General features: G+C 31.5%; 22 protein-coding genes and 1 pseudogene. 18 read left to right on the top strand and 5 right to left on the bottom strand.

The annotated features are described in order from the left end of the window. The first annotated feature begins 36 nt into the window (after window positions 1–36). The 12 genes and pseudogenes from Z053_RS0100465 to Z053_RS0100415 all read left to right on the top strand — a co-directional run bounded on the left by Z053_RS0100465 (window position 37) and on the right by Z053_RS0100415 (window position 8,058). Window positions 37–480 carry an acetyltransferase gene (locus Z053_RS0100465; protein ID WP_025663064.1) on the top strand — a complete coding sequence of 148 codons (444 nt, stop codon included), beginning with the start codon at window positions 37–39 and terminating at the stop codon, window positions 478–480. A gap of 130 nt (window positions 481–610) precedes the next feature. After that, entirely contained in the window at window positions 611–1,426 is an 816-nt protein-coding gene (locus Z053_RS0100460) for an AraC family transcriptional regulator (RefSeq protein WP_025663063.1), read from the top strand. 76 nt (window positions 1,427–1,502) lie between these two features. Beyond that, entirely contained in the window at window positions 1,503–2,000 is a 498-nt protein-coding gene (locus Z053_RS27635; RefSeq protein ID WP_025663062.1) for a VOC family protein, read from the top strand. Window positions 2,001–2,137: 137 nt separating this feature from the next. Beyond that, window positions 2,138–2,566 carry a hypothetical protein gene (locus Z053_RS0100450; RefSeq protein ID WP_025663061.1) on the top strand — a complete coding sequence of 143 codons (429 nt, stop codon included), beginning with the start codon at window positions 2,138–2,140 and terminating at the stop codon, window positions 2,564–2,566. Window positions 2,567–2,582: 16 nt separating this feature from the next. Beyond that, window positions 2,583–2,729, top strand: a pseudogene (locus Z053_RS30625) (DUF2200 family protein); the annotation flags it as partial. 75 nt (window positions 2,730–2,804) lie between these two features. Further along, entirely contained in the window at window positions 2,805–3,560 is a 756-nt protein-coding gene (locus tag Z053_RS0100445) for a hypothetical protein (protein WP_025663060.1), read from the top strand. A 236-nt stretch (window positions 3,561–3,796) separates the two neighbouring features. Then, the gene (locus tag Z053_RS0100440) at window positions 3,797–4,552 is read left to right on the top strand and encodes an alpha/beta fold hydrolase (RefSeq protein ID WP_025663059.1); all 756 of its coding nucleotides are present in this window, start codon (window positions 3,797–3,799) and stop codon (window positions 4,550–4,552) included. Between the two features lie 86 nt (window positions 4,553–4,638). Beyond that, window positions 4,639–5,856: a DUF418 domain-containing protein gene (locus Z053_RS0100435; protein WP_025663058.1), complete on the top strand. Its 1,218-nt coding sequence runs from the start codon at window positions 4,639–4,641 to the stop codon at window positions 5,854–5,856. A 195-nt stretch (window positions 5,857–6,051) separates the two neighbouring features. Beyond that, the gene (locus Z053_RS29715) at window positions 6,052–6,633 is read left to right on the top strand and encodes a fibrobacter succinogenes major paralogous domain-containing protein (protein WP_051475958.1); all 582 of its coding nucleotides are present in this window, start codon (window positions 6,052–6,054) and stop codon (window positions 6,631–6,633) included. 233 nt (window positions 6,634–6,866) lie between these two features. Beyond that, window positions 6,867–7,412, top strand: coding sequence for an RNA polymerase sigma factor (locus tag Z053_RS0100425; RefSeq protein WP_025663056.1), 546 nt, complete (start codon window positions 6,867–6,869; stop codon window positions 7,410–7,412). Further along, entirely contained in the window at window positions 7,409–7,825 is a 417-nt protein-coding gene (locus Z053_RS27625; protein ID WP_025663055.1) for a hypothetical protein, read from the top strand. The genes Z053_RS0100425 and Z053_RS27625 overlap by 4 nt, the downstream gene beginning before the upstream one ends. 14 nt (window positions 7,826–7,839) lie before the next feature. Continuing rightward, window positions 7,840–8,058 (top strand): hypothetical protein, encoded by a 219-nt coding sequence (locus Z053_RS0100415; RefSeq protein ID WP_025663054.1) that lies wholly within the window; start codon window positions 7,840–7,842, stop codon window positions 8,056–8,058. A gap of 67 nt (window positions 8,059–8,125) precedes the next feature. Here Z053_RS0100415 and Z053_RS0100410 read toward each other — a convergent pair whose 3' ends face one another. Further along, window positions 8,126–8,992, bottom strand: coding sequence for a winged helix-turn-helix domain-containing protein (locus Z053_RS0100410; RefSeq protein ID WP_025663053.1), 867 nt, complete (start codon window positions 8,990–8,992; stop codon window positions 8,126–8,128). 169 nt (window positions 8,993–9,161) lie between these two features. Between Z053_RS0100410 and Z053_RS0100405 the strand changes: the two genes are divergently transcribed. From Z053_RS0100405 to Z053_RS30620, 6 genes are all read left to right on the top strand, one after another. Then, on the top strand, window positions 9,162–9,767 hold the full coding sequence (locus tag Z053_RS0100405) for a hypothetical protein (protein WP_025663052.1): 606 nt from the start codon (window positions 9,162–9,164) through the stop codon (window positions 9,765–9,767). 169 nt (window positions 9,768–9,936) lie between these two features. After that, the gene (locus Z053_RS0100400) at window positions 9,937–10,980 is read left to right on the top strand and encodes an alpha/beta hydrolase family protein (RefSeq protein ID WP_025663051.1); all 1,044 of its coding nucleotides are present in this window, start codon (window positions 9,937–9,939) and stop codon (window positions 10,978–10,980) included. Window positions 10,981–11,284: 304 nt separating this feature from the next. Further along, a complete protein-coding gene (locus Z053_RS0100395; protein WP_025663050.1) occupies window positions 11,285–12,352 on the top strand; it encodes a helix-turn-helix domain-containing protein in 1,068 nt (355 codons plus the stop codon). Window positions 12,353–12,415: 63 nt separating this feature from the next. After that, window positions 12,416–13,564, top strand: coding sequence for an NAD-dependent epimerase/dehydratase family protein (locus tag Z053_RS0100390; protein WP_025663049.1), 1,149 nt, complete (start codon window positions 12,416–12,418; stop codon window positions 13,562–13,564). Window positions 13,565–13,841: 277 nt separating this feature from the next. Then, on the top strand, window positions 13,842–14,519 hold the full coding sequence (locus tag Z053_RS27620) for a helix-turn-helix transcriptional regulator (RefSeq protein WP_035094522.1): 678 nt from the start codon (window positions 13,842–13,844) through the stop codon (window positions 14,517–14,519). 81 nt (window positions 14,520–14,600) lie between these two features. Further along, window positions 14,601–15,146 carry a hypothetical protein gene (locus Z053_RS30620; RefSeq protein WP_025663048.1) on the top strand — a complete coding sequence of 182 codons (546 nt, stop codon included), beginning with the start codon at window positions 14,601–14,603 and terminating at the stop codon, window positions 15,144–15,146. A gap of 301 nt (window positions 15,147–15,447) precedes the next feature. Here Z053_RS30620 and Z053_RS0100375 read toward each other — a convergent pair whose 3' ends face one another. The 4 genes from Z053_RS0100375 to Z053_RS0100360 form a co-directional block, all read right to left on the bottom strand. Continuing rightward, window positions 15,448–15,897, bottom strand: a complete 450-nt coding sequence (locus Z053_RS0100375; RefSeq protein ID WP_025663047.1) for a hypothetical protein — start codon at window positions 15,895–15,897, stop codon at window positions 15,448–15,450. Between the two features lies 1 nt (window position 15,898). Next, on the bottom strand, window positions 15,899–16,495 hold the full coding sequence (locus tag Z053_RS0100370) for a superoxide dismutase (RefSeq protein ID WP_035094519.1): 597 nt from the start codon (window positions 16,493–16,495) through the stop codon (window positions 15,899–15,901). Between the two features lie 3 nt (window positions 16,496–16,498). After that, on the bottom strand, window positions 16,499–16,675 hold the full coding sequence (locus Z053_RS31240; RefSeq protein ID WP_160111999.1) for a hypothetical protein: 177 nt from the start codon (window positions 16,673–16,675) through the stop codon (window positions 16,499–16,501). A 347-nt stretch (window positions 16,676–17,022) separates the two neighbouring features. Further along, window positions 17,023–17,961 (bottom strand): sirohydrochlorin chelatase, encoded by a 939-nt coding sequence (locus tag Z053_RS0100360; RefSeq protein WP_025663045.1) that lies wholly within the window; start codon window positions 17,959–17,961, stop codon window positions 17,023–17,025. Between the last annotated feature and the right edge of the window lie 33 nt (window positions 17,962–17,994).

Below are 17,994 nucleotides of genomic sequence, written 5' to 3'. Positions count from 1 at the left end.
ATACCTTTTATTCCATTGTTGACAGTAATTAAGAGAATGAAACAAAAAACAGATACAATCAATAAAACCGAATACAAGGAAGTAGTAAATGTTTGGGAATCTTCGGTTAGAGCGACTCATCACTTTTTAAAAGAAGAAGACATCGAATATTTTAAACCTCTAATCTTAGACACATACTTGGATGCAGTTGAATTGCGTTGTATAAGGAACAATAAGAAGAAAATAATTGGTTTTGTCGGTATTGCTGAACAAAACTTAGAAATGCTATTCATTCACCCTGAATATAGAGGAAAAAAAATTGGTAAAACATTATTGGAATATGCAATTGATAACTTAAATGTCACGAAAGTTGATGTGAATGAACAGAATGAACAAGCAGTTGGATTTTACAAACATTTCGGGTTTGAAGTAATAGGGCGCTCTGAATTAGATTCTTCTGGGAAACCTTACCCAGTTTTACATATGGAATTAAAAAGATAAAAACGACTACCAACAATGTTTAAATTAATACAGGTTTTGGCTAAGTACTTAACCAAAAGGTTACTATTTTTAATTTCCTTACTAACCATAACTGAGACATTATGTTTCACCTAAGAAAAACAAACAGTTAATGAACTATCAAACTTTTCAGCCTCATCCAGATTTAGAATCGTTAATTAGTTGTTATTGGACTTTGGAAGTTCCTGTAACAGAGGATACGCAGAGACAACGAATAATTCCTGATGGCACAATCGAAATGGCATTTATACTTGGGGATGATATAAAACGATATACCACCGAGGATAATTTTATTATACAACCTCGTTCAATGGTATTAGGGCAAATTATTGACCCTTTTTATATAGAACCAACAGGATATGTTAACACATTTGCAATCCGTTTTTATCCTTATGGTTTTGCCAATTTTGTAACTACACCAATCAAAACATTGGCAAACAAGGAAACGCCAATTGAAATGTTATTTGAAGAAAAAATCGCCAAAAAATTAGAGCAAGACATAATTCAAGCCACAGATACAAAACAAAGAATAGAGATCATCGAATTTTTTCTTCTTAATAAACTCAGTGAGCAGGTCACGGTCGACAATATTGTTAAAACAACTATAAATACCCTCTTATCAACAAAGGGGAGTACATCTATACGTGATATTCTTAAAAAAGATGTATCTAAAAGAAGACAACTTGAAAGAATGTTTGTAAAACAAATAGGGATCAGCCCGAAACAGTTGGGTAGAGTAATTCGGTTACAAGGTGCCCTAAAAATGTTACTTAATGAAGAAGGAGAAAGTCTTACTAACATTGCTTATAAAAGTGAATACTATGACCAGGCACATTTTATTAAAGATTTCAAGGAGTTTACAGGAATTAGCCCGAAAGAGTTTTTAGGAAATGAAAACATGACGCTTTCTTCCATTTTCTACAAATGAAATAGATCTGTCGCATTTTTACAATTTTGTTTCTCATAGACAGTTTAACTTTGCCGCAATATTTTAATCAATAAGCATGAGGAGAATAATATGTAGTCTTTTTATAGTAATATTAATCTTGGGTTCTGCTGCTTGTAATAGCACAGATAAACCCAAATTAGAGAGACAAAAGAGTGATTCAGTCATAAATCAAAGTGCAAAAGACATGAAAAATTATATTTCAATTTTTGAAATTCCGGCAACAGATATTTCACGAGCAATCGAATTTTATCAGGCAATTTTGGATATTAAAATTGAGAAAATGGAAATGCCAGGTATGGAAATGGGTATATTTCCATATGAAGAACAAATGGTTACTGGTGTTATTATGAAAGGAGAAGATTTTAAACCCTCTGCAGATGGTGTGACTATATATCTAAATGGAGGAGACAACCTTCAGGTAATCCTTGATAAAGTCGAGAAAAATAGTGGTAGAATCATTGTTCCCAAAACACCTCATGCCGATGAAAGTGGATATTTCGCATTGTTTCTTGATTCTGAAGGAAATAAAATGGGGTTACATTCTCCAAATTGATTACAGAAAAAAGCAAACGCAAAACAAGGTATAGTAACAATAGCGGTTCGGGTACAAACTCGAACCGATTTTGTGTTTAAATAGGTATATTACTACATAAAAGGAAGTGCCTTTTACAAACCATTACCAAACTGAATATGCAAATAACATTAGAATATTGGAATACTTTAGCTAATCAAACTATTCTGATAAGTTCTTTATTGAGCGGATTTTCTATTACAGTAGTTGCTAATCTGTTGGTTTCTGATAAGAAAGATAAACTAACCAATAAAATTTTGAAGTCTGCAACGTTATCTGCTGGTTGTTTTCTCGTTACTGTATTTGCAATGATACAAATCTCAATGATAACTACACCAGGAGGATATGTAAAAAATGTTGTTATAAATGACTTTTTAATGCCTAGGATAATTGGGATGCTGACTTTTATGATTGGACTCTTTTCTCTAACAGTTATGATTTCATTATCAGGATGGACCAAATCAAAAAAAGTGGGAATGTTTACAACTATTGTTGGGATAGTAACATTGCTGCTAATTTTTATTACGATGGTAAGAATAAACTTTTAATTAAGGATGATACACTAATACTTCCCTTATTACTGATGTAATTTGTGGTTATCGAGTAGAAGACATCGAAAATTTGTTAACACAACAAGTAAGGTACTTAGACAAACTAGTAGACGAATTGGCAAAAGGGCGTAAGATGGATAAGATTTTGCGAGGTGGGTAAGCTAACTTATCTTGTTGAATTGTAACGTTTTGATGTAATTGTGCTCTTATATTTAACTAATTAAATATAAAAACCATGCAAGCATCAATCAAAAAAAACAAATCACTATTTTATTCAAGCTTTCTTTTTTTGCTATTTCTATTTTTCTTCTCTAATACTATTTTTGCACAGAAAGAACTGCTTTGGTTTGGGACTTACACAGATGAGAACGGAAAAGTACATCAAGGTAGGTATAACATAATCAAGGAGGGTAGGGCTTTAACTAGCATCATTCTCGCTCCATATGGAAGACCTCAAATGCAATTCACTGTTATCAAAAACGATACAGTTCAAAGGTTTGTAGAGATTTCTTGGCCCGATATGCCTAAACGAATAGCAACTCTTATTCAATATACAGATGGTTATTATGCGGGAAACTTTGAAGACGAGACAAAAATACTCCCTATAGTCATTAAGAAATTTAACTTTCAAGATGCACAATTACAAGGAAACTGGTTTAAGCCTAGTGAAATTGAAGTGAAAATTATAGAAAACACGATTAAACTACTAGATTCTAAGAAAAGTTGGAATAAAAATGATAATAGAGTATGTGAATCAAATGATACTTATAGTTTATTTTGTGCACTCTATGAATCATCTATTGTTATTGATGGAGAATATCGTCATTTAAGGCCTGCGATAAAATATGTTAGAGATGCTATACAAGAAAAATATCCTAAAAAATATGATCATGTTTTAGTTGATTTTAATAATGCAGCAGAAATATCTCTAAAAGAATTACATGAAATTTTAAAGTTAGCGAAAGAAAATCTAATTAATGCTATAAAATAGCTATTGTACAACATCAAGTATGTGACCATAGCGGTAATATGATTAATCAAAGGTTCTTGTATATTTGCGATAGCGCAAAGATTTTATGATGAGAAATCATGTAATCAGTACAGAACTATCTATGGCAAGGTAATTTTACTCTGCTACAGGACATTCTTATAACGTTTGCTGCAATAATTAAAAACCAACAACTAAATTTAATGATAGGAACTACTATATTTTTAACCTTAATATTAATGTCAACTAATATACGCTCTCAATCACCAAGGAAAGCCGAATCGGTTTCGGTAAATGGAAAAAACATATATTACGAAATTTATGGAGAAGGAAAACCTTTGTTTCTTTTACATGGTTACACACAATCTTCTAATTCATGGAAATCATATGTCAAAGACTATGAAAAAGAGTATGAAGTGTACTTAGTAGATTTAACCGGCCACGGAAGATCGGAACCCTTTAAGCAAGATCTTAATATAAGATCTGTGGCTGAAGATCTTAATTCTCTAATCAAATATTTAAAATTAGAAAAAATCAAAGCGATAGGATTCAGTTTTGGTGGAGATGTACTTTATCAACTTGCCCTGATCAATCCAACTTTGATAGAATGCATGATAACAATTGGCGCAGTAGGGACTTGGACAATTCTTGACTTTCCCGAATATTTAGAAGCATTTACTTTTGAAAATCGAGCCAATTTTCCTTGGCTCAAGACATCTCATGATGGAGATGAACACATCAAAGCAATAATGGATCAGTTTAAACATTATATTGTCAAACTAAGTGACAAAGAATTACAAAACATAAAACCAGAAGTATTAATCATGATTGGAGATGATGATGAAGGGATGAATCTAAATGAAGTAGTACGTGTGAAGGAAAACCTACCTAATTCTGATCTTTGGATATTACCTAATGTTTCTCATGGGGCCCATGAGGGTGAAACCAGAGAGGAGTTTATCATAAAATCAAAAATGTTTCTAAATAAAAGATAATGCTACTACTCATAATACCTTTTCAGAACATTGAAGTTTGTTATATTTAGCATTGTATACTACAGCACGAAAAAAATACTGTAAAATTGAATGAACAACCGATCAAAGTAAAAAAAAGAATTGATGTATTAGATGTTTTCCGAGGGTTTGCAATTCTCGGAATTTTTGTAGTCAATATTGTGATAATGAATTCGACTTTTCTTAATCAGGATGAATTTGCAAAGCAATGGACTTCAAGTATTGATCAAATTTCGGGTAAAATCCTGCAACTATTTTTTTACACAAAGTTCTTTCCTATCTTCTCTTTGCTTTTTGGCTTAGGAATTTCAATGCAAGCTTTAAAAATGCTTGATAAAGGCAAACTCTCGTTTTCATTCTTTGCGAGAAGAATGTTCATATTATTTCTTTTTGGAGTTTTGCATATCGTATTTTTATGGTCGGGAGATGTTTTAAATCTTTATGCATTACTAGGACTTATAACCATGGTTATGATAAAAAAGTCTAACAAATTAATTCTCACCTTATCAGTAGTTTTCCTCTTCTTTCCTTTTTATGACCAGTTTTTTGAATATGTATTCAACCTTTTAAATTTTAGACCAGAAATTTATTTGAGTGATTATACAGGAGAAACGGTCAACCAAATCATAAAAAATGGAACTTATGTAGAAGGAATACAGTTGAGATTATTAGAATATCTGTCAAACATTCCTATGCTGTTTGGTTTTTTAGCACCAGTAGCTATTTCGATGTTTCTTCTTGGGCTTTATCTTGGTAAAAATAAAATTTATGATTCTTTAGATACATTCATCCAACGAATAAAAAAACCAATGTTGGTTATTGCAGTTATCACTAATATCTACAGAGTATTATTTTTATTTGTACTACCTAGCTATGCAATTTATTCTACAGATACTTTTCGACCTGTATTTATAAAATTAATGGTGTTTTCAGACATAGCAATGGGGCTGTTTTATCTTTGGGGTATAGGTTGGTTTTGGTATAACACACGATATAAATTTATAGTATCGCCCTTAAAATATGTAGGTAGAATGGCACTTACAAATTATATAATGCAAAGCTTTATAGGTTTGATCTTATTTTCTTCAATAGGATTTAGTCTTTATGAGACTTTAAGTCCTTCACAGACATTATTAACAGCGATTGTGGTTTTTGTTTTTCAGGTATTACTGAGCAAAATTTGGTTAACGTATTACCAATTTGGGCCATTAGAGTGGATTTGGAGATGCTTAACATATAAAGAACTATTACCCATAAAAAAGGCTACTATATCTGGTAAGGTATAAAGGATATAGTAGTTAAATAATTAGCTAAGGTTTCTTGTATATTTGTTGTAGAACGAGATTTTAGAAAGAAAAAGATATAATGCTTGTACTCACACCAGGCTTAGTATCAATACAACGCTGTAGATAGAGTCTAATAACATTTGATCTCTTTACGATTTGTTATTTATAATGTTGTGCATCATAAAAAGCTTAGATATGAATAAATTATTGTATAGAATATTCCTTTTTTATATGATCATTAGTTGTAAAAGTGAAACAACAAAATTGACTGATATTGATGGGAACCAATATTCGATAACTAAGTGTGGAGAAACTTTCTGGATGACTGAAAACCTTAAAGTTAGACGAGATATAAATGGAAATAATATAAAATATTTTTTCCCTGATAATAATTCAGGTAATGTTCAATTGTATGGGTTGTTATATGATTTTGAAACTGCATGCAAGGTATGCCCTCAAGGGTGGAGATTGCCAAATAATGAGGATTGGGAAAAACTATTTAATTTTTCAAAAGATAATGTAGCAGGCAATTATAAAGATAAACAGTTTTGGAAAGGAGAAATAAATTCAAACGACAGTGGATTTTCTATAAGACCTTCGGGAATAGGGAATAATAAAGAACATCCAAATAATTTTGGAGAAAACACATTGTTTTGGTCAGATTCTAAAGAAGAGGAACATTTTATTTGGACATATATTTTGGAAAAAGGTAAGAATAAAATCAGAAAAGCTTCACAACATCCAACGTATGCTTTTTCTATACGATGTATTAAATAAATCGAGTAATAAGACAACGACATATGAATTTGTATTTACTAAATTAGGTGTTTAAAACACAGATTCTTATCTTTTAGTCTAAACTCTTTTTTCTACTGCACGACTTATATAGTAGCTAGTAAAAAGAAACACTCCTTCATAAATTTTATTTTTTTTCAAAAAAAATATTAAAAAATGCAATAGATTAAAAAAGTATCGTCTTTTTAATCGAAGACCCTTCATAAAAGGTTTTAATGAATTTGGAATCAGAAAACAGTAAAAAGCTTACCGACTTTTTTGGAAGAGAATATGAGTCTCTCAAGTGGTATGTGAAAACTAAAATAAGTGACACAGCCAATCGTGATGCAGAAGATATCATCCAGGATGTCGCTCTAAAATTATTTTCTGGAGCAGATCGATATGCTCCAATAAATAATGTAGCTGGTTTCGTTTACAGATCGATAAAAAACAAAATCATTGATGTGATGCGAACTACAAAAAAAACGAATTCGGTAGATGCTGATGAAGATTTAGTAGAGCTGGCAGAAGTACTACACCAATCAAACGATAATTACACTTCTGATCAGATGATAATAGTATTAAAAAAATGCATCGAACAGCTAAAACCAGCATATAAAGATATTATTATAGCTGTAGATTTTGAAGGGTATACATATAGAGAGATTTCAACTAAAACAGGAATTTCTATAGGAACATTAATGTCTAGAAGACATAGAGCAATTGCAGTATTATATAGAAAAATAGAAGTAGAGATTAATAAAAATAAAAATATATTATGACAAATTTTTTCACTCATAAATTTAGAAAAAAGTCACCAGTAGAGATTGTAGGAATAATCATTTTTGGTGCCATAGCGATAACGGGATTAGCCATTTTATTTGGCTTTGTCATTATGTGGTTGTGGAATTGGCTTATGCCCGAGATTTTTGGACTAACAACGCTTACCTATTGGCAAGCTGTGGGAGTATTTATATTATTCAAAATACTTCTTGGCGGTTGTGGTAGTGGTAGCAGTAAAAAATCATCAAAAGATTCACACGATAACTGTAAAAAAGATTCGAAGACTGATTTCTCAAAATGGAAATACTATGATAAATTTTGGAAAGAAGAAGGTGATGAATATTACAAACAATATATCGAACGACAATCAAATCAAGTGCAAGAAGACACTTCAAAACCAGATTCAGAATAACAATACATTTTAATATGGAATTACTAATATTTCGAACAGATATTAAATCAAAGAAAAAAGTTAGATCATTAAAACCAGTGCTTAACAATCATTCAGATATTATTAAATGGTCAATTGATCTAGAAGATATAGACAATGTACTTAGAATTGAAGCTACCACGAATTTATCAGAGGGAGATGTTATTGACCTGGTAGAAATACAAGGCTTTTATATCAAAACATTGTCGGATTAAAACTCTTGGGAAGAAAGCCTGTTATAACCACCCAAAATTGAATTTTAAAAAGTGAAAATGATACTGCTTAAAGTTCTATTTCTAACTTATAACCTATACCATGAATATTTGTTAATTTAATCGCCTGGTCGTCTTTTAATTTCTTACGGAGTTTAGAAATGTACGTATCCAGGCTTCTCCCTACGATTACACCATTGTCTTCCCATACTTTTTTAATTAATTCATCTCGTTTGACAATTTGATTGGGATGCGCAACAAAAATCTCTAGTAGTTCACATTCTTTTTTTGAAAGACTAATTTCGACAGTTTGTTTAATCAATTTATGTTGCTTGGGATAAAACTGAAAACTACCTATGGATATATAGCTTACATCATTTTCTTTGGTACCCCGAAGTCGTTTTTGCCTATATAGAACCAGCAAAAGGAGAGCAAATACAATGAAAAGTATACCATAGATTAATGTCTGATTATTAAAGCTACTTGATGCGGTTTCGGTAAATCGCACTTCAATAATATAGCAGTTTTTTGGTAAAAACCTTCCACCACAAGGAACAATATCTCTTGCAACGTCATTTCTTATTAGGTAACTATACGGAACTTCTTTATTTATACATCGCAAGACTTCAACACGATATTGTTCTGGCAATCCGGCTTTTTGAAAACTTTCTTTTACAATAGAAACCAAATCACTTGGGTCGAATGAAAGTGTATTTTCAAAAGAAAGTTGATACTTTGACTTTTCTAGTTTAACTACTGGCAAAACCAAAGAAGTACTATCTTGATTAGCCAATAGTAATTGATTACCAACATCGCGTAATGCAATTTTTACTACTTCTGAAAACTCTTCTGTTTGCTCTTTTATATCAGAGAAACCTAAAATGAGAAAAATAATTCCTGCCAGAGCTCCTAATGCATATATCTTTTTGTTCTCCATGTGTTACAAATAACATACAATCTTACGAGATTTTACAGTGGTTGACACTTCTTTGACACTTTTTTGACACTTTTAATCGCAGTTCGATTTAGTTTTACTAAAAATAAAAAATAATACAAGAAGAATCATAAGAAAGTATATCTCTACTAATCATTAAAACAATCAAAAAATGAACAAATCTATCATCATACTCATAGTACTATTAAGTATTGGTTGTACTAAAAATAATCAAAACGACAAGGTAGTAACAGAAACTGCTCAGACAGATACAGCCAAAACAGCAACTATTAATAAAATGGATAATCCTTATGCGTTAGCGTTAAAAACCGATACTACTGATAAGGGTGAGCAGCGCCTTATTGTTTCGATAGATTTATATGATAAATCCTATTTTGTATCTCCACACTCTAATGGTAATTTCCTGGGACGTTTTAACCTTTCATTAGGCGAAACTAAACATCTTACCATGAAAGATTCGATTATAGAATTTCCGAAGTCGTTAGAAACGTATGATCCCTGGAGCGACGGAAGGGTAAACTTTGTAAAACGTAATACCACCTACACCCAGAAACTTATTATTAACTCGCAAAAAGATTTTGAAGTAACTGGTTTGATCAAATTTGTGATTGAACCACGTTGTACCATGGAAAAAGTAAAATTCGTTATTTCACAACGTTCTGGAGTCTTATCTGTAGAAAAACGACAAGTATCTGCTCACTTTGGGATCTTTGCGGATATGTTATGTGATGTATTTAACGCAGGAAAGAAAAGATGAAGTTTGTGAGGATATGTAAAATATCGTTGTATTAAAAACTAGAGAACAGAGGATTCTTGATACTATTTTCTTAAGCTATATGAACAATAAAAATATAAAACGCCTGATGAAAGTGTAACAAATAAAATGGTTAGTCATCTATAGACTAATTATCATTAAAACTAGGCAAATGAATATTTTTTCAACAGCTATTATTACTATAATCTTATTTACTTCATGTTCTTCAGAAAAATATAAAAGTATTCAGGTAGGACAGAAATCAATAACTTATATAGATAAATCACGGAATCGCCCGTTAGTGACAGAAATATGGTATCCAACTCATGATGCTTTTGTGAAAAAAGATTCAGTTTCTAAAAAAGAAACACTTTTCAAAACTATTGAAACGATTCCGAATGCAAGTTTGCTTGGCGATAAGCGTCCTTTATTGCTAGTGTCACATGGAACTGGAGGTAATAGGTTTTCATTAACTTGGTTTATTGAAAAAATGGTGAAAGAAGGGTATATAGTTGTATCTGTAGATCACTATGGAAATTCTACCGATAACAAATTACCAAGAGAATTTGTAAAATGGTGGGAAAGAGCAATCGATATTCAGTATGTGCTTAATACCGTTTTAGAGGATGAATTTTTTAAAAAAAAGATAGATGTTACAAAAATAGGAGGCGTTGGTTTTTCTTTAGGAGGTTATACTAATATTGCTCTTGCAGGAGGGTATGTCGATAGAAATAAAAGAAAAACAGCTAACACAAGTGAGGTTGATAGAAAAGCACCACCAGAATTTCCGAATACAGATGAAGTTATTGATTTTGAAAAAGATAGTCTTATCGTTTCATCTTACATTAAATATAAAGACCAGGTTAAGGATAAAAGAATAAAAGCATTTTTTGTGATGTCTCCAGCTATTGGATTTGGATTTCACTCTAAAAAACAAACGCAATCTATTACGGCCCCTATATGTATAGTTGCAGGTAAAGGAGACACCAATACTCCTGTTGAACAAAATGCTCTTCATTATCATAATTTGATATCGACTAGTGAGGTACATTTGTTTGATGAGAATGTTGATCATTATGTGTTTTTAAACGAGCCTACAGAATTTGGAAAAAAAATTATTCCTGCAATTACAATAGATCACCCCAAAGTAAATAGAAAAGAAATACACAAAAAAACACTAAACCTTGCAGTTGATTTTTTTAAAAAAAATCTATAAAACCATCTAATTATGTTTTATAGAAACGAATTTTAAACATCCTAAAGATTTTTGGCGTGTTATAATTTTTTATTTGAGTGATCTAACGACAAAAAATCTTAGGAAACAGTAGTGTAGTATATTTTCTAAATGATGGATAAAATATGAAGATTTTAAGAGCGTTTTAAAATACCTATTATGGCATAAAGAAATGTTGTACTAAGATATTAGAGTTAAAGATTTTTTGAAATTAAAGAAGAAATCATATTATCTTCCCACTAATTTTTAATACTACCTGGCAACTTAAGTCAAAATCTATAATAAAATGTCTAATGTATTAGTCGTAATTTTAGGAATTGGATCTATTCAAAGTATTTTATTTGCGATACTCATTGTATTGAAAAAGAAAAGAAAACTATCAGATCTGATTTTGATGACTTGGTTTTTGGTATTCTCTGTCCATTTATTATTAGGGATAGGTAAGAGTTCATACCTAACTGATGTAACCGGGATATTAATAGCAACAATTAGCTTTTTGCATGGCCCCTTTTTTCTGTTTTATACCAAATCCTTATTTAATCAATATATTGCCAAAACCAATCTTTTACATTTTTTACCATTTGTCATTTTTACCTTTTTCAGTTTTTTTATCAGGCAGGAATCAGAATTGTTATGGGAAATAATAATTCTAATTGCAAAATTGATTTCTCTAACTTTTTATCCATTATACATACTATATTCATATTATAAAACAGATAAGTTTTTTAAGACCTATAAGGCCGATAGTAGTATGCTAGAGCTCTCCTGGGTTAGAGTTATAGCAATTTTATTTCTTATAAGTACAGGAATTAGTCTTGTAAGATTAGCAATAGAACTTTTGGTGGGAGTAGCATATTTTCAAGTTTGGGATGTTTTACGGTATGTTATTCTAGTAACCGTGATCGGGTTTTATGGGTTGAAATATGGAATGGTATACCGCCCTGAAGTACCTTTTGATGCTGTTACTGATAAAAAGAAATATAAGCATAGCCCGCTTAAAAACGATGAGATAATGATGTTTATAGATTCTATTAATCGGTTTTTTGGGGAAAATAAAACATATTTATATCCCGATTTTTCATTAGCTATTTTGTCAGAATCTGTAAATATTCCTAAACACCATCTTTCGCAGATCATAAATTCTGAAATGAATACTACTTTTTATGATTTGGTCAATACCAAAAGAGTAGCGTATGCTATAGACAGAATAAAAGAGGGGGATAAATTAAAGTTAACCTTAGAAGGTATAGGCTATGAGTGCGGATTTAACTCTAAATCGACTTTCTTTCATCATTTCAAAAAACATACAGGGAAAACTCCGGGACAATTCAAAAAAGAAATAAGTACTGATTAATTAAGGAGTTCCGTTATTCTCTTACTTGCCCCCATATTTGTATTCTAACATAAGATGAATTACATGAATAAAAGAGATTTTATTAAAACTTTGGGGATTGTTTCAACTGCTACTTTTTTAAGCCCAATAACCGCTTCGGGATTTAAAATATTTGGTGATATTAATAAAAAAGTACTTATCCTGGGAGGTAGAGGATTTTTAGGACCTACTATTGTCGAAACATTTTTAGCATTAGGTTATGAAGTAACATTATTAAACAGAGGAAAAACCAATCCCGAACTTTTTAAATATTTACCTGTTATCATTTGTGACCGGGAGAAAGAAAATAAAGAAGGATTTAAAAATATTGATAAAAAATATAAAGAAACCTATTGGGATATTGTTGTAGATACATGGCAAAAATCTCCAAAAGCTGTTTCAGATTTTCTTGAAGAGTTTAAAGGGCAATTTGGGCATTATCACTACATATCTACCATATCGGTTTATGACAAATGGGATAAAAAGTTTATTGAAGAATCAGAAGCCTTAAACCCTCTGCCAAAATTCCCAAAAACGATAAGCGAAGACTTTAGATATGCCATAAGAAAAACATTTGCTGAAGAAACCATTAGAGAACGGATAGATAATTTTACGATATACAGGTCTCATGGAATGAAAAGTCTTAGAGTTACTCGCCCAGGTGATCCAAATGCAGAGCCTTTCTGGCCGATTAGATTTTACAGAGGAGGAGAAATACTCTTGCCAAATGTTCATAATCATCACATGCAGGTTACAGATGTAAAAAGTTTGGCAAACTTTATCGTTCATTGTTCAGCATCAAAAATATATGGAGCATTCAATGTCGCTTCTAATCCAACTCCTTTTAAAGATTATGTATCTAGTCTTATTCATGCTACAGATATGCCTAAAAAATTGCATTGGATTGATGGAGATTTTCTTATACAAAATGGTATTCTTCCCTATAAAATAATGCCTTTATGGAGATCAAAACCTGTTGGGGCGTACTATTTTAATGTTCAGAAAGCTATTAGTGCAGGGTTAGTAAATCGTCCTATGGTCGAAACGATATCTGATCAACTAGAAGGATACAAAAGCAGGTATCCCAAAAATGACATCGCCTTTGGAGAAGTAATACAGGGAAAACAAATGAAATACTATAGTGTTGGAAAAGAAGAGGAAGTCATAAAAAAATGGGTATCCAGACCAAAATAAACTTTCTGAAAACATAAATAATTCATTTACAAAAAGTGTATATATTAAGAGACCTCACAGGTTTTTAAAACCTGTGAGGTCTGTATAGTAAATATTCGAAATAGTTAAGATATATAATCAAAAATGTTATGCCCATCGATGCATAAGGAGTGAGCTTGTATAGAGGTACTTGGCAAAAATGAAGATGTATTCTTTTTACACTATTTTTCTTAATGTACATCGAACTTATTTAAACTATTCGTGTAATTTTAAAAAACGTAAAATATAGTTTTAAAAAATGAATAGAGTAGACCGGTTGATGAGCATGTTATGGACATTGCAGTCCAAAAAATTTGTTTCTGCAGAGGCTTTTGCAAAAAAATACAGGCTTAGTTTACGAACAGTGTATAGAGATATCAAAGCTTTAAATGAAGTGGGAATTCCTGTGTATTTTGAACCTGGCAAAGGATATTGTATCATGAAAGGCTATTTTTTACCACCTCTTCTATTCACTATTGAAGAAGCAAATTCTCTTCTTTTATTGCAATCACTTGCTTATAAATTTGCAGACAAATCAATTACGAAAAACTCAGATACTGCTCTCGAAAAAATAAAAGCTGTTTTGAAATATCAGGACTGGGAAAAACTCGAACAATTTTCTTCAAAAGTTGAAGTTTACTTACCTTCTGATTCTAATAACCAGAATCATTATTTATCAGCAATTCAGAATGCTATTGTTGACAAACACATTCTCAATATAAATTATACCGATAATAATAACAATCAAACTCAAAGAGCAATAGAGCCTATAGGGATTATTTTTTATAACAATCAATGGCATCTTATAGCCTGGTGTTCTCTTAGAGAAGCATATCGTGACTTTATCGTAAGTAAAATCAATAGGTTGGTTCGCACTTCAGAGGATTTTAAAAAAGAACATTCATACACTATTCAGGAGTATATGAAAATTTTTTGAGTTCACTTTTTTGACTGACATAATGTTGTCACCCTCCCCATTTATTTTTGTGCCAGATAAACAATAAAAGCATGAAATAATATGAAAAACAATCATGATTCTGAAATTCCAAAAGTAAATTTTGATATTCATAATGAGTTAATAATTACACCTACTTCAACATCTTCTAAACATGATTTCGATTTCTTTGAAGGAAAATTTAGACTTCGTAACAAAAAACTTAAATCAATACTTAATCATTGTGAAGAATGGACAGAGTTCGAATCTACTCAGGAAATGTATAAAGTATTAAATGGTTTAGGTAATATCGACAATTTTCTTGCAATAAGAGACGGGCAACCATTTGAAGGAATGACAGTACGGCTTTTTGACCCTGAAACACGATTATGGAGTATGTACTGGGCAGATTCTAATCGAGGAAAATTTGATCCCCCGGTAGTTGGATCTTTTGAAAATGATATCGGCTATTTTTTTACCAAAGATACTTTTGAAGGTAAACCTATTGTAGTCGTTTTTCGATGGGATGTAAGAGATGAAAACAAGCCGGTTTGGAGTCAGGCATTCTCTGATGATAATGGAGAAACCTGGGAATGGAATTGGTATATGTATATGACAAAAATCAAGTGAAACAGCGAGCAAACACATTTGTAATACCCCTTGTTAGCAGAGGTGTACCTCATATCGATAAGGGATTGAGCCCAGCCAAAAGTAGTTTGAAGAATTCCATTAATTCTTCGAGCTACTTTTATAACCCTTCAAATTACCTTGTGAGTTGCTTAGAGATAGTTCTTTGATCACTAGGAATGCTTTTTGATCTACACAAATTACCTTATATGTCACAAAGATCACCTTGATAAGGTATAGACAGACCTCACAGGTTTTTAAAACCTGTGAGGTCTATACTAAAAATAGCCCGCTTTAGTAATAATTAATAGCTTTCTATTAATTGTTCTTTTAGTACAGTAAATAATGTTTCCTGTTGTTTTCTATCTCCTCCGTTTTCCTTCACAAAATTTACATAAGCAATGGTAGCTCTTTTTAGTTCTGCTTTAATTTCATCTATGTTTAAGTCGATATTACTGGATAAATGTAAAAGGTAGTAAACAACTCTTTTAAGTGTGTTTTCGACCTCTTCATACTGTTTTAATTCCTTATAAGTATTAGCAATGTTATTACAAGAAATGATATATATCTGTATAAATGGAATGTTATCCCGAATACAATCCGACTGATTTATGTTTAATATTTCGGCTCGATATAGAGCATCTTTATATCCTAATAATGCTTGGTCGAATTTACCTTTATTAAACAAAGTGTTAGAAGTTGTTATTTTGGCTTTCCAATAATTTTCAATTTGATTAGTGCATAATTCGCTCATCTTATTTTAGATTTTGGTTAGCAAAATTCCAGTTTACAATCTCCCAAAAACTCTCTACAAATCTTGGACGTGCATTACGATAATCTATATAGTATGCATGCTCCCAGACATCAAGTGTTAGGATAGGAGTTTTATTTTCAATTATGGGTGTTTGAGCATCTTTCAAGGATAAGATTTCTAATTTTCCTTCCTGGTTTTGTACAAGCCAGGTCCAGCCTGCGCCAAATAATTTAATGGCACTGGTAGAGAATTGCTTTTTAAATTTTTCGAATGTCTCAAAATCTCTTTCGATAAGTTTTTTGATCTTCCCGTGTGGTTTTTTTCCTTCATCTGGAGATAAACAATGCCAGAAAAAACTATGATTCCAATGTTGAGCAGCATTATTGAAAAGCAAAGTGTCATTATGTTGAAACCCGTATTGAATTATTTCTTGTACTGTGACGTCTACTAATGGAGTATCTTTTATCAATGTATTTAAATTGTTTACATAAGCTGCATGATGTTTTCCATAATGGTAATCAAAAGTTTCTTCGGTGAGTATGGGTTCAAGTGATTTTTTATCATACGGTAGGTCTGGTAATTGTTGTGTGATCTTCATGTTTTAATTTTTGTATTTGTATTTTTTTGATTTTAAAACTTTTATTGCTTTGGTTATTTCTGTGATTTTTGATAATTCTGAAATTCCTTTTCTAATATCTTTCTGCAGAAGATTTTGATTCATGACTTCACGGTTTAACTGCCGTTTCTTCATTTCCAATAGTTCAATAACGTAGTCCATGTGTAAATATATAATTTATTAGTTGTATAAAACTAAAAAAGTTAGTCTTAACTAACAAATTATATTTTATAAATATTTTTATAGCATGTATAACACCATAATTACATATAATGATAAATGCATAAGGGAAGAATATTTTTGTTTATACTGCTGATAATCAATATCTAATGAGGTGGTGGAGCTTTGGGAAGATATAAAAACGAATGGGATCGTCTCAAAACGATATCAGTGCACATAGAATGGCTTAGTAAAAACGAATTAATACTATTCTGTAAGACTTGTATTGTACGTATGCTAAGCTCGGAATCTTATTTTTACCAGGATTATAGGAATAGAATTTCAAAAATCTAAATCCCCAACATCTTCTTGATTTTGCTACCCAATGAGTTTTTTACTTCACCTGGTTTTTCATCTTCTTCAAAAAGGATACCTTTTACGTTGAGGTGGTGTCCAACTTGTTCTTTACCATAATCCTGCTCAAACCCTACTACTTGCTTTCGATATTTACAAAGTTGGCAATTCATATGGGCAGTACCGCTTTTAGCTTCTTCTAAGCGTTCATCAAAAGCTTTCATCAATAACTCATCGGTACCAAAAGGATCTGTATAGATGTACTCTAGGGTAGAAGATGTATTCATATCGGTAACATGACCATAAATACGCTCTAGTAACACTCCCGTAAAAAAGAAAAAAGGAATAACGATAGTTCGTTTAAATCCTAGTTTTTCGATCATTTGTAGAGATTCGTCAACTTTAGGATAAGCTGTTCCGCTATATGCTGTAGTAGCAAATCCAAATCCCATTCCTTCCCAGAGCATGCTGGTTAGCTTACATACATCGCTATTGGCATCGGGGTCTGTAGTGCCTCTGCCCACAACCACTAGACATGTTTCTTTTCGATCTAGAGTAGATAAAGTAGCTTCTGTCTCCTCGATTCGCTTTACAGCAAGATCTAACAAAAAAGAATTAACACCGATATGTTTTCCCATAGCAATGGTTAGATCCTCATGATAACTTTGAATGGTGTTCAATTCATAAGGGATATCATTTTTGGCATGAGATCCGGCAAATAAAATAACAGGAAGCGCATATATTTTTCGGATTCCGTTCAGGTACATACGCTCTACTGCAGCTTCGTAAGTAGGGTGATTAAATTCTAAAAATCCATAATCTACTTCATAGTCATTTTCATAACGTTCTTTTAGGATACTTACCAGCCGTTTAAAAGAAGTAATGGCAGCTTCTCTACGGCTTCCGTGTCCACAAAGTAATATTCCTTCTTTCATCTGTTCTTTTTTATTGTCTTTTAGTTGTCAGAT

It is taken from the genome of Aquimarina megaterium XH134 (assembly GCF_000520975.1).
GTDB classification, from domain to species: Bacteria; Bacteroidota; Bacteroidia; order Flavobacteriales; family Flavobacteriaceae; genus Aquimarina; species Aquimarina megaterium.
The sequence above is the reverse complement of the archived record's forward strand: the minus strand, read 5'-3'. Positions and strand labels throughout refer to the sequence as shown.

Bases quoted from the DNA above. Each gene is read 5' to 3' on its own strand.
- Z053_RS0100465 (WP_025663064.1), top strand. From the start codon at position 37: ATGAAACAAAAAACAGATACAATCAATAAAACCGAATACAAGGAAGTA.
- Z053_RS0100460 (WP_025663063.1), top strand. From the start codon at position 611: ATGAACTATCAAACTTTTCAGCCTCATCCAGATTTAGAATCGTTAATT.
- Z053_RS27635 (WP_025663062.1), top strand. From the start codon at position 1,503: ATGAGGAGAATAATATGTAGTCTTTTTATAGTAATATTAATCTTGGGT.
- Z053_RS0100450 (WP_025663061.1), top strand. From the start codon at position 2,138: ATGCAAATAACATTAGAATATTGGAATACTTTAGCTAATCAAACTATT.
- Z053_RS0100445 (WP_025663060.1), top strand. From the start codon at position 2,805: ATGCAAGCATCAATCAAAAAAAACAAATCACTATTTTATTCAAGCTTT.
- Z053_RS0100440 (WP_025663059.1), top strand. From the start codon at position 3,797: ATGTCAACTAATATACGCTCTCAATCACCAAGGAAAGCCGAATCGGTT.
- Z053_RS29715 (WP_051475958.1), top strand. From the start codon at position 6,052: ATGAATAAATTATTGTATAGAATATTCCTTTTTTATATGATCATTAGT.
- Z053_RS0100425 (WP_025663056.1), top strand. From the start codon at position 6,867: ATGAATTTGGAATCAGAAAACAGTAAAAAGCTTACCGACTTTTTTGGA.
- Z053_RS27625 (WP_025663055.1), top strand. From the start codon at position 7,409: ATGACAAATTTTTTCACTCATAAATTTAGAAAAAAGTCACCAGTAGAG.
- Z053_RS0100415 (WP_025663054.1), top strand. From the start codon at position 7,840: ATGGAATTACTAATATTTCGAACAGATATTAAATCAAAGAAAAAAGTT.
- Z053_RS0100410 (WP_025663053.1), bottom strand. From the start codon at position 8,992: ATGGAGAACAAAAAGATATATGCATTAGGAGCTCTGGCAGGAATTATT.
- Z053_RS0100405 (WP_025663052.1), top strand. From the start codon at position 9,162: ATGAACAAATCTATCATCATACTCATAGTACTATTAAGTATTGGTTGT.
- Z053_RS0100400 (WP_025663051.1), top strand. From the start codon at position 9,937: ATGAATATTTTTTCAACAGCTATTATTACTATAATCTTATTTACTTCA.
- Z053_RS0100395 (WP_025663050.1), top strand. From the start codon at position 11,285: ATGTCTAATGTATTAGTCGTAATTTTAGGAATTGGATCTATTCAAAGT.
- Z053_RS0100390 (WP_025663049.1), top strand. From the start codon at position 12,416: ATGAATAAAAGAGATTTTATTAAAACTTTGGGGATTGTTTCAACTGCT.
- Z053_RS27620 (WP_035094522.1), top strand. From the start codon at position 13,842: ATGAATAGAGTAGACCGGTTGATGAGCATGTTATGGACATTGCAGTCC.
- Z053_RS30620 (WP_025663048.1), top strand. From the start codon at position 14,601: ATGAAAAACAATCATGATTCTGAAATTCCAAAAGTAAATTTTGATATT.
- Z053_RS0100375 (WP_025663047.1), bottom strand. From the start codon at position 15,897: ATGAGCGAATTATGCACTAATCAAATTGAAAATTATTGGAAAGCCAAA.
- Z053_RS0100370 (WP_035094519.1), bottom strand. From the start codon at position 16,495: ATGAAGATCACACAACAATTACCAGACCTACCGTATGATAAAAAATCA.
- Z053_RS31240 (WP_160111999.1), bottom strand. From the start codon at position 16,675: ATGGACTACGTTATTGAACTATTGGAAATGAAGAAACGGCAGTTAAAC.
- Z053_RS0100360 (WP_025663045.1), bottom strand. From the start codon at position 17,961: ATGAAAGAAGGAATATTACTTTGTGGACACGGAAGCCGTAGAGAAGCT.